This is a genomic window from Synechococcus sp. M16CYN, from assembly GCF_040371545.1.
GTDB lineage: Bacteria > Cyanobacteriota > Cyanobacteriia > PCC-6307 > Cyanobiaceae > Parasynechococcus.
In genome coordinates, this window is sequence record NZ_AP029048.1 from 1,415,480 (window position 1) to 1,426,881 (window position 11,402).

Below are 11,402 nucleotides of genomic sequence, written 5' to 3' on the forward strand. Positions count from 1 at the left end.
TTTAAAACTAAAAAATATATCTCTAAAAGTAATTTATTTAACTTTTGAAATGATACGCTAGTCACTTTTTAGTTAAAAATAAGTTATCAAAGTATAAACTATACCACAATGTTAATGTGTTAACAATTGATTATCGCTTATCAAGATAGTTAACCGTTCGCTTTTAATTTAACGAGTTAACCTAATATTTAAAAGATAAATTGAAGCAAATCTAATTGAGTCTTTTGTTTAACTTTCAGCTGTTACGATGTGAAGTTAATGTCCAATACAAAGACCAAGCCCAGTAGATTCTACCCGTCACGCTGTTGTCTGTATGCTCGCTGTTGCCGTTCTGGCCGCTGGAAAAGGTACCCGAATGAAAAGCGCTTTTCCTAAGGTCTTGCAATCTTTGGCGGGGGCAACCCTCGTCGAGCGGGTTTTGAACAGTGTCAGGAATCTTCAGCCTGAGCGCTCCTTCCTCATTGTTGGATATCAGGCGCAACAAGTAAAAAAACAACTTAACCATTTTAAAGGATTAGAGTTTATTTTGCAGGAACCACAAAACGGCACAGGACATGCGGTGCAACAGCTCTTACCAACAATGGAGGGATTTGACGGGGAGCTACTGGTATTGAATGGTGATGTGCCTCTTCTTCGCGCAGCAACAATCGATGCGCTTGTACAAGTGCATCGCAAAAGTGAGGCTGACGTCACTCTATTAACGGCACGGCTGCAGGACCCAACCGGTTACGGACGCGTGTTCGCTGATGCATCAGGGCACGTAAATGGTGTCGTAGAGCACAAGGACTGTAACGCAGAACAGCTCAGCAACAATCTTACAAATGCGGGGATTTACTGTTTTAATTGGCAAGCTCTATCGGCGATACTACCGCAGCTCAGTGTCGACAATAATCAAAGGGAGTCTTATCTGACAGACAGCGTGGCTATGTTTGCCCGAGCCATGCATCTGGAGGCAGATGATCCTAATGAAGTGAGTGGGGTTAACAATCGTCGGCAGCTTGCTCAGTGTGAGCATATACTCCAACAGCGATTGCGAAACCATTGGATGAATGAAGGTGTTACTTTCGTAGATCCAACCAGTTGCACGTTAAGCGAAGCCTGCAGCTTCGGTTGTGATGTTGTGATCGAGCCTCAAACACATATCCGAGGTAGTTGCATAGTGGGAGATAACTGTCGGCTGGGGCCTGGGACCATGGTAGAGAATGTGACGTTGGGTAAACGCGTTTACGTGGTGCAATCGGTCGTAAGGGAAGCCAAAGTCGGCGATGACGTTAGCGTGGGTCCTTTTGCCCATCTTCGTCCCGCCGCCGTGGTGGGCGACAGATGCCGCATCGGCAACTTTGTGGAAGTAAAAAAAAGCAGCTTGGGAACTGGTAGTAAGGTAAACCACCTCAGCTACATTGGCGATACCACGCTAGGGAGTGATGTGAACATAGGTGCGGGTACAGTGACCGCTAATTATGATGGCGTCGATAAGCATCGAACCGTGATCGGAAACGGTAGCAAAACCGGTGCCAACAGTGTTTTAGTGGCACCGCTCAGTATCGGCGATAACGTTACGGTTGGTGCCGGATCGACCATAACTAATGATGTCCCGAGCAAAGCGCTTGCTGTCGGTCGGGCGCGACAAATGACCAAAAACAACTGGGCTAATCGGTCGATCTAGACTAATGGCAACAGGGGTATAAGACGATCGAGAGCTACAGCTCGGCTAGCCTTGAGCAGTACAACGTCTCCTGGTTCGAGCCAGGCTTTTAGGGGTTGTGCGGCTCTTTCTGGTGTCATCACGATAGCGACTAGGGGGATCGTTCCCGCTGCCTGAGCCATTACTCTCCCCTCATTTCCGGCATCAACTATCACCAAACCGTCGAGACTAAATGCAGCGGCTTGGGCAGCTACCATTCGATGGAGTTCCAGGCTTTGCTCTCCGAGCTCCAGCATCGTACCGAGAACAGCAAAATGACGTCCAGGCTGAGCTGCCAGTAAAGCGAGAGCCGCCACGACGGCTTCAGGAGATGCATTGTAGGTCTCGTCGAGGATAGTAAGTCCTCCTTGATAAAAGCGACGGCTGCGTCCATTAGGTACAGATACTGGCAGTGACGGTAAGCATTGACTGCCAGCGCCGAGGTATTCAGCCACAGTCGTGGCCAACAAAAAGTTGCGGGCATTATGACGGCCCTCCAACGGCAGAGGTGAGTGATAGTCACCGACTACTAAGTATCCTGATTCCACAGCACCGATTCGATCAGCTGTCGCCGGCGGATCATCTTTAAGCCGAACTCTTAGTACATGTCCACTCCAAGCCTTTGCCAGTGTGGCATCCAACAGGGGATCACCGGCGAGAATCACCACCACACCACCGGGCTTGAGGGAAGTGGTGATCTCACATTTCGCAGCGGCAATCGCCTCACGACTGCCAAGACGTCCGATATGAGCCGTGCCAACGTTTGTGATTACAGCTACATCCGGTTCAGTACAACGCGACAGTCGTTCAATCTCTCCAGGGCCACGCATGCCCATTTCGATCACCAAGACACGATGCTCAGGCTTTGCAGCGAGCACTGTGAATGGCACACCAACGTCGTTATTATTGTTATTAGCACTGCAGTGCACTGCTCCAAGTGGCGTAAGGGCTGCGCGAATTAGTTCTCGAGTAGTAGTCTTCCCTACTGAACCGGTAACCGCTACTAACAGTTGATTCAAATCCCGGCGGTGCAGCAAGGCCAGTTGCTGATAAGCTGCCATGGTGTCGTCGACGCGCCAATGCAACAGACCTGAGGGTATAGGACCGGACCAGGTACGCTCCACCATTGTCCCCTGGGCCCCCAGCTTTAATAATTGGCTAAGAAAATGATGACCGTCAAATCGGTTGCCAAGAAGGGGAACAAAGAAATCGCCTACCTGCAGAGAGCGACTATCAGTCCAAATTCGACCCAAAGCAGTGTTGGGATCAGGACACCCCCCCTCTGGAAGCCCCCAGCACTCGATCAGTTGACCAACGGTGAGGGGCATCTTGTTTTGGGTCGATTTCAAATAGAACCATGCCGCTTCCTACTCGCGCGGAGCGTGCTAGGAGATGATTCTCTGCATCCACAAGTCGTAAATCGTCATAGCCCAAATCCCAAGCACGAAGCTGCCAATCATTGCTCAACGACTCATGACGTGACGACGCCAGGTTGAACCACATGTCCGTGACTTGCAGTACCAGACAATTCTCTGCCAGTCTGGGCGTTACGACGGCTAGGAGATCCTCTAGACCAGGACTATCCAGGAAGAAATTCAAAAGCGGGTCAAATTCGAACAACGGGGGCGCTACCGGGTCGTCTAGCGTGACCACCGCTGCCGCTGGTTCTGGATCAACCATCGATTCCGCTGGAGGAATGTTAGAGGATTCTGGGAGTGAGCGAATAGTCAAAAGAGGTTCTGGGACCGACGTAGGGGGATGGGCGCTCTGCCACCAATGAATACCAACGAACGGGATGGCAATTGAGAACAACAGAGCAAGAGGCCAAAATGTTGGCGCTAAACCTCGTGGCCAAAAATCGGGTACCGAGAAATCCCCTTCGTAATTGCGTCGCCATAGTTCCTGAAACCGCAGCTTAAGATCAACCCAAATAGCCTGAAAATCGCGGCCAAATTCCAGCCAAGGGCTGGTATAAGGAGCCGGCAGATTCCCCGGTTCATTGTTCTTGTTTGGCTTAGCGTCAGCTCGCACGCCCAAGGTCAACCGAGATGACGACCAAATAGTCGGTCGAATGGCTTATGACCGGGGCGTATTGGTGGCAGCGACGGCAGATTATCAACCCAATTGCCATGGGAAGGATCAACCGCCTGACCCAAAGCAAACTGCTCAGTTAAAGCAGCACCAGGAGCCGGCTCTTTCACGCCACATACGTCTCTGTACATGGCATCATATTCTGCCGCAGAACGATCCCAGCTAAAGTCCTTCATCATGCTGCGTTTTTGTAAATATCGCCAACTACGACGGTGGCGGTAAGCCTCCCAAGCACGGACCAGAGCTGTGTAGAAATCTATCGGTTCAAAACGATCAAAGCAGAATCCCGTGCCGCAATCTGTAGCGGGGTCATAGGGAGAAACCGTATCTACCAAACCACCGACTTTGCGCACTACTGGGATTGAGCCATACCGCATGGCATAAAGTTGACTGATGCCACAAGGTTCGAATCGACTGGGCATCAGAAAGGCATCACTACCTGCATAGATCAGACGAGAGAGATCATCGTCGTAGGTGAGGAATACAGAACACTTGCCGGGATGCCGGGAGGCCAGTCGCCAGAGACCGGACTCAAGGTCTCGGTCCCCCTTCCCTAACACTACTATTTGGGTGTCGGTGTATAGAAGACAGCGATCAGCCACTTGCAACAGTAAATCAACACCCTTTTGATCCACAAGTCGACTCACCATTCCCAATAGGAAAGCGTCATCGCGTACCTCCAAACCCATTCGCTCCTGGAGTACCTGCTTGCAAATTGCCTTGCCAGATAGGTCGTTTGCGCTGTAGTTGGCCGGCAACGCTTTGTCGGTGATCGGATTCCAGGCGTCGGGATTAATGCCGTTGAGGATGCCGCATAGCTTGTTCGACACACAATTCAGTAGCCCATCAAGCTTTTCACCGTATTCGGCGGTGCAGATTTCCTGAGCATAGGTTGGAGAAACGGCATTTATCCGATCGGCATTAATCAACGCCGCAGCCATAGTGTGATCTCCTCGCATATACCAAGGACACCAGGTAATTCGATCCAACTTCCAGCGCCAGGGTCCCTGGTACTTGAGATTATGGATAGTGAAGACCGTGCTGATCTCTGGGTCTTGATGCATCCACACAGGAATCATTCCTGTGTGCCAGTCGTGGCAATGAAGCACCTGAGGCTTCCACACATTCCATGAAAACTCTGCTGCGGCACTTGCAAAAAAGGTGAATCGCCAATCCTCGTCTTCGCCTCCATAGATACGCTCATAGTCGAAGACAGGATGACCAACTAAGTAGATTGTTATCCCGTTGGTTGGATGCTCGGCTTCATAGACGGCGAACTCGGCTCCCATCGTCTGAGCACGCCAGATTGGTTCATCCGGTATTTGGAGTTTATTCCAAAGCTGGCTATAACCCGGCATGATCAACCGCGCGTCGTGGCCGAGTTTGGCCAAGGCCGGTAGCAAGGAACCCACTACGTCGCCCATGCCTCCTACCTTGATCATTGGGGCGCATTCCGCGGCAGCGAACAGGATGCGCATGGATGAAAATTAGCGTTAGCGTCGCGACTTTAAGGGGAATTGTGCGATCTCCTTTTGTCTCAAGGCAGCATGTTATTTAGTCACCGGCACCGCAACGCTAGTTTGACCAACTACAGTGCGCACCGTCTTTTTGAGCCTGAGGGCAGCCATGAAACACGATGCAATCCAGCTCTATAAGCCCGGTACTTTTGCATTTTTCAATCACCATCTTAGTCGATGGCCGCTATGGATAGCGTAATTCAAGCAATAGTCGCTTCTGCTGTATTTCTCCTGACAGCGCGAACAAAGCAACTATCGCACCATGTGCTTATGGGAAATGGCTAGGGTGTAGCGTGAGTCCAGACAGGAAAGCAGTAAAATCACCAGATCAGGGTAACCAACCAAGCTCACCAAAGTCTGGCACACGTTTTTCAAGAAAGGCATCGCGACCCTCCATCGATTCGTTCGTTCGGTAGAAGAGATGGGTAGCATTACCTGCCAATTCCTGAAGACCAGCGAGTCCGTCGGTTTCAGCGTTAAAAGCAGCCTTGAGACAGCGAATGGCCGTTGGACTGTGTTGCATCACCTCACGGGCCCAGCGCACCCCTTCTGCCTCTAGCTGATCCAGGGGGACAATGGCATTAATTAAACCCATATGTAGTGCTTCGTTCGCGCCATAGCGCCGACAGAGAAACCAAATTTCTCGCGCTTTACGCTGCCCCACAACACGAGCTAAATAACCCGCTCCAAAGCCTCCATCAAAGCTTCCTACCTTCGGACCGCTTTGGCCAAACACGGCGTTTTCAGCCGCTAGGCTGAGGTCGCATAGCAAATGTAGGACTTGACCACCGCCTATGGCGTATCCAGCCACTAGGGCGATTACTACTTTAGGAAGACTGCGAATTATCCTCTGCAAGTCCAGCACATTTAGCCGAGCTAGACCATCATCGTCGATATAACCACCGTCTCCACGAACACTCTGATCACCGCCAGCACAGAAGGCATGCACTCCATCGGCAGCCGGACCGGCTCCGGTAAACAAAACCACACCGATGGTACGATCATCGCGGATGCGGGTGAAAGCATCACAGAGTTCGTGTACCGTTTGGGGGAGAAAAGCGTTTCGCTTGGCCGGCCGATTAATGGTAATCCGAGCGATACCCTCCTGGGAGATATCTACAAGGATATCTCGATAGCTGCCCCAGGGCTGCCACTGCGTCAGGGATGATCCAGGCAAAACCTGTCGCGATTCGTCCATGATCACCTGCTTACCGACCCTTCATTTTGGGCGGCCAGACGCAACCTAAGGCGCAGTTCAGCATCGGCACGGCGATCAGTGCAAACCCGTAACAAAACTGGACGTTTTTGGGCCAAGCCCCAGGAAAGAGCCTCGGGCAAATCATCGAGTACAGCGACCGATCGCCCTGGGACGCCATGGGCAGCTGCGAGAACAATTGGGTTCACCGACTGCGGCATGGCAAATAGATCATCAAAACGCTGGGGTGAGCACTGCTCAATCGATAATTGTTGAAAAATACCACCACCATCGTTATCGATTAGCATCACTATCAGGGCCGGACCACTTGGTCGTCCATGCAGCCAACCATTACTGTCATGAAGCAAAGCCAAATCGCCGGTAATCAGGACCAGCGGGCCACTTTCCAAAGCAAGTCCCATAGCCAGTGATAAGGTGCCGTCGATACCAGACGCGCCCCGGAAGCTGAAGCAACGACGATCACTGCCGGCTTGGCCGCTCCAGGTGAGCCAGTCCCGCACCGGAGAACTGGCAGCGAGCATCACCGGCAGACCAGCAGGCAGTAGTTGAGGCAACTGATAGGCCAGGGCAGGTTCGCTGATGGGTCCCTTGGAGGGGAGCTGATCAGCTAGCCATGACCCTAATTTTTGCTCTTGTAAGAACCACGGAGACACTGGTTTAGCAGCGAGTGCCGATTGTTGTGACCACCAAGCTGCCATTCCACCGCTCCACTGTTCGGCTAAGCCAAGGGGATCCAGAGAGCGCGGCTCCCCTTCTGTAATTAGCACTTGAGGACCTAAACCGCACTGTAGCCATGCCTCTAAACGTCGGCTCGCGGCCAACGGCCCAAGCCGCAGCACCTGTAACGGCTTGATACTGGTCAACTTATCTAGCTGCAACTCCCAATGGTGCAGACGTCCCGGTAGATCAACCGGCAAAGCAGCTAAGGGATCTGCCAGGAGGGGCCAGCCGCTGCAGGCTAACCAATCGCTAACTGCCTGCTGAAAAGCAGGTAGATTTGGGGTCAAACCGCGCCATGGCCCGGCGATGACAACCCCTGGGCGCAAATGATCTAGAACCGGAGCATGAGATGTGGGTAGAAGCGGGCTGTTGAGTTGGAGTAGATCATCACCCTGCTTCAATACGATATCCAACAAACTCTGATGCTCCAAATTTGGAGTGTGGATTGGCTCCTCTATGGGTAAGTTGATGTGCACTGGCCCCGGAGCTGTGTAATCGGTTCCATGGCTATGACGCCAAGCCAAATCGACACAGACCTCTAAGTCGTTTGGCGACATGACATGAAAACCTTGACCTGAACCGCTACCGCACCAACGACAAGCAGGCCGTAGAAATTGCTCTTGATTCACGGTTTGATTGGCGCCGCACTCTTTAAGGCGAACCGGACGATCGGCGGTGATTAAAAGAAGCGGCTGGCATGAAAGATCGGCTTCAACGACTGCCGGCAGCAAGTTAGCCACCGCTGTGCCTGAGGTGGTTACAACTGCCACACCCAACCCACTAGCTGTCCCCATTCCCAGTGCTAAAAAGGCAGCCGAACGCTCATCAACGACGGTTGTAAGTTGGAGATGCCCTACGGATGCCAATAAGCCAGCTGCCGTTGCTAGTGGTCCGGAACGGCTGCCGGGACATAGCACCAGCCGTCGCAGCCCACGAAGTTGCAGTCTATGCAACAGAGTTAAAGCAGCCTGCAGATTGGCGCGCGCAATAGACAGGAGATCAGGTCAGGCTAGTGCAATTCTCGGTCAACAATGACCAACCCCATCACCCCCTCCGATAAAGAAAAAAACAAAGGCTTCTGGCGCAGCCTAATCACTTGGGCTCTGCTCGCCCTTTTGCTGCGTTGGTTTGTTGTCGAACCACGTTGGATTCCTTCCGGTTCAATGCTGCCGACTCTGCAATTGCAAGATCGGATTTTGATCGAGAAAATTAGACCCCGCGTCACGCGCAGCCGCCACAGCCATCTGCGCCGTAATGATGTTGTGGTGTTTTCACCGCCCGAACAACTAATTGCACTAGGGTATGACCCCAATGCTGCCTTGATCAAACGTTTGGTTGGGTTACCCGGGGATGTACTCACTGTCCAACAGGGCAGACTGCTTCGTAACGGAGAATCGGCAGATGAACCCTGGCTGTTAGAAGCGATGAATTACGCTATGCCACCTACTACCGTTCCAAAAGACCAAGTGTGGGTAATGGGAGATAACCGTAACGCCAGCCTTGACTCGCATCTCTGGGGACCCCTTCCGGAAAAAAACGTGATTGGTACAGCAATCTGGCTCTACTGGCCCATCAACCGGTTCGGTCCGATACGGATTCCCGAGGAAGCGGGTAACGGTTAAGTAAAAGGGTTTGCGTTATGTTTTAGTTCGGATGGAGAGTATACGGGATGTTTAACCCCGAGTTCCTGACCACAGACAACAGTGACGGACAAGCGGGAAACAGCCTGATTCAGTATTTGCAGGATCAGTCGCCCGACACGCTCCAGCGAGTCGCAAAGTCAGCGAGCAGCGATATTCAGGACATTATTCGACACAATGTCCAAGGGCTGCTAGGCGTATTGCCGGGTGAACACTTTGAAGTAAAGGTGACAGCCAATCGTGACAACCTGGCAAACATGCTTGCCTCAGCGATGATGACAGGTTACTTTCTGCGGCAGATGGAGCAGCGCAAGGAATTAGAAGAAACCCTCTTCGCCGATGACCAAATGGCCATGGAAGCCGACGATGAATTAAATCTCTAAGCGAACTGAATATCAGTCGGGTTCACCCTGATTGCGCACTGAGGTAAATGCAAGCCAAGAATTAGGTCAGACTGGATTCACTGGGTACAGCACCGCGGCAGTATCGCAAGAGTATTCCGTGCCAGCTGGAATCAATTGTTAATGCTTATATTAAATTTATATCAAATAAAGATCTTAAAGGCTGGGTTTAGCTAAAAAATACGAAGAAATACGGCGCAACATTTTTGATTAAAATAGGAACAATAAAGTATTGAAATAATAGTAAAGCGCAAGGAGATTCTTAAGGTTAAGGCGCGAGTCCCCCGTATGTTCTAATTAGCGTTAAAACTCACTCTTCAAAAGTTCTTCTCCAATAGAAGAACAATGTTTATGAGTTTATTTAATAAGGTTTGAACCAGGATCTTATGTTCAAAAGTCTAAAGAAACTTCAGATAGGTTGTTCTGGTTGTGTTGGCACAATACCGAAATCGAGCAACCGTTGATCGATGGAAGCTAAGAATTTCCAACTATGATCACTGGGCGCCCAGTCTCGAACTATCAGTTGCTCTCGCAATCTTTGAATACGCTCAGACGTAAATGCCAGAGGTGCACTGTAGTGGGCGGGGATAAGCCACCGCACCCGCGTGTACTGTGATAGCCTCTCCAACCAAGTCAAAAAGGTAGTCTGGGCCCTCGGCAAGACCAACCGTTCAAGAACTGGCGCAACCTGCAGGAGTGGCTCATGATCACCCATTAGATTGTTGGCAGCCGCCCTCCAATCGTCTTTCCACCGGAAGGGATAGAGGCCGAAATGGGATCGGGCCGAACGCAGCCCAGGCCTCATCGCGTAGTGTGCTACCTCGCCGAGAGTAGGAACCAAAAGGGGTTCTGGGCGTAAATAAGATGCGAATAACACTAAACGGGCCCAGCCGCGGCTACGTGCATCTGGACTGTCGATCAATAGCTCGTCGCCCCGTTCGCGAGCATGGAATAATAACGGCGTTGGATCACGATCAAAGATTGCAGGAGGTTGGGCGTTGATACCGACCAAGGCATCGGTAACGAGGAGGGCGCCGGACGGCTGATGCAAACAACTGATCTCTTGAAACAAGCCAAGCCCCAGATCGAGGGGACCAAGTGAGATCCAGTCACACACTTCAGGATGGGGAACACCGTCGTTGAGAAGCACATGCGTTCGGCTAGCGGGGATGCCAAGCCAACTGAGCGGGAGCTGTATGGGGAAACTCCATTGCCCTGGGCAGACCCAGAGTTCGGCTTTGGGAAATGCCCGCGCTAAGGCAGGCAACGGTAACTTGTGCTCTAAACCTGAAGCAGTAGGAAGCACTATCGTGCAAACGGGTCCATGCTCAACTTCCAGCTGAGCTATGGCAGAACACAACTCAGCCGTGGGAGGCAACGGATTCACCACCATCAAGCCGCCAGGCACCTTCACAACCGTAAGTCGAATCGGCACCGCCACGTAATAAATTCCCTGAAGTTGCTCAAAACCCCAGACCTGATCAGGGATCAGTTCTTTGATGTGGGTAGGACGCCGACCGTAAGGGTATAGCGGCAGCAACGGCCACCAAGGCCAATGTTGATCTTGAGCGGAGACTGTCACTAACTAGGTTCAATGTACAAGTGCAGGACTACTGCTACATGCCAGCAAGCTCCATAAGGGTCTTACTTCTTTAAGATTAGGTTAAAACTTTGAACAGATCAGTGCCCAGACTTGGGCTATGATTTGGGTTACGTTAAAAAATAATATGGGAGGCAGCAATTTAGCATTAAAATTCTACTCCATATTAGAAAAGTATATTGATTTATAGTACAGCAGTACTACCATAAAGACGTACCCATATTCTAATCAGAGACAATCTGATCTTTGAAAAGAATTAATTGAACGTCAATGAGTAAACTACATAAAAGTTATAGAAAAATTAAGCGCCAAATCATTGTATCTGCATACAATCACAACCACTTATGTTGTAAATAAGTAAAATAATGATTTGTTTAAACTTCAATTGTTGTAATTAAGAATAGAGTTTCTTATCCTAAGTCTATTTGAGGGATTGCATCAATAAAAGTCAGACTAGTGCTGATATTTATTAGGTAAATATTATTTAGTTCAGTTGAAGCAGCTAAAAGTTATTTTAGTAAACTATTTCAGGT

At 50.6% G+C, this 11,402-nt stretch carries 9 protein-coding genes; 3 read left to right on the forward strand and 6 right to left on the reverse strand.

Translation table 11 applies throughout. The features are described 5' to 3' along the window. Nucleotides 1-313: 313 nt before the first annotated feature. The gene (glmU, locus tag ABWV55_RS06835) at nucleotides 314-1,666 is read left to right on the forward strand and encodes a bifunctional UDP-N-acetylglucosamine diphosphorylase/glucosamine-1-phosphate N-acetyltransferase GlmU (protein ID WP_353291366.1); all 1,353 of its coding nucleotides are present in this window, start codon (nucleotides 314-316) and stop codon (nucleotides 1,664-1,666) included. Here glmU and murF read toward each other — a convergent pair. From murF to menD, 5 genes are all read right to left on the reverse strand, one after another. Further along, entirely contained in the window at nucleotides 1,663-3,012 is a 1,350-nt protein-coding gene (murF, locus tag ABWV55_RS06840; protein ID WP_353291367.1) for a UDP-N-acetylmuramoyl-tripeptide--D-alanyl-D-alanine ligase, read from the reverse strand. The two genes, glmU and murF, sit on opposite strands and share 4 nt — an antisense overlap. Then, on the reverse strand, nucleotides 2,951-3,727 hold the full coding sequence (locus tag ABWV55_RS06845; protein WP_353291368.1) for a hypothetical protein: 777 nt from the start codon (nucleotides 3,725-3,727) through the stop codon (nucleotides 2,951-2,953). Before ABWV55_RS06845 ends, murF begins: the two co-directional genes overlap by 62 nt. After that, nucleotides 3,724-5,253: a glycogen synthase GlgA gene (glgA, locus tag ABWV55_RS06850; RefSeq protein WP_353291369.1), complete on the reverse strand. Its 1,530-nt coding sequence runs from the start codon at nucleotides 5,251-5,253 to the stop codon at nucleotides 3,724-3,726. The genes ABWV55_RS06845 and glgA overlap by 4 nt, the downstream gene beginning before the upstream one ends. A 367-nt stretch (nucleotides 5,254-5,620) precedes the next feature. Next, nucleotides 5,621-6,490, reverse strand: coding sequence for a 1,4-dihydroxy-2-naphthoyl-CoA synthase (gene menB, locus ABWV55_RS06855; RefSeq protein ID WP_353291370.1), 870 nt, complete (start codon nucleotides 6,488-6,490; stop codon nucleotides 5,621-5,623). 2 nt (nucleotides 6,491-6,492) lie between these two features. Further along, nucleotides 6,493-8,202 (reverse strand): 2-succinyl-5-enolpyruvyl-6-hydroxy-3-cyclohexene-1-carboxylic-acid synthase, encoded by a 1,710-nt coding sequence (menD, locus tag ABWV55_RS06860; protein ID WP_353292662.1) that lies wholly within the window; start codon nucleotides 8,200-8,202, stop codon nucleotides 6,493-6,495. Between the two features lie 57 nt (nucleotides 8,203-8,259). Here menD and lepB point away from each other — a divergent pair, with 57 nt between their 5' ends. Next, nucleotides 8,260-8,850 carry a signal peptidase I gene (gene lepB / locus ABWV55_RS06865; protein ID WP_353291371.1) on the forward strand — a complete coding sequence of 197 codons (591 nt, stop codon included), beginning with the start codon at nucleotides 8,260-8,262 and terminating at the stop codon, nucleotides 8,848-8,850. A 47-nt stretch (nucleotides 8,851-8,897) separates the two neighbouring features. Beyond that, nucleotides 8,898-9,251 (forward strand): DUF760 domain-containing protein, encoded by a 354-nt coding sequence (locus ABWV55_RS06870; RefSeq protein ID WP_353291372.1) that lies wholly within the window; start codon nucleotides 8,898-8,900, stop codon nucleotides 9,249-9,251. Between the two features lie 427 nt (nucleotides 9,252-9,678). Here ABWV55_RS06870 and ABWV55_RS06875 read toward each other — a convergent pair whose 3' ends face one another. Beyond that, a complete protein-coding gene (locus tag ABWV55_RS06875; RefSeq protein WP_353291373.1) occupies nucleotides 9,679-10,851 on the reverse strand; it encodes a DUF4336 domain-containing protein in 1,173 nt (390 codons plus the stop codon). Nucleotides 10,852-11,402: the final 551 nt, after the last annotated feature.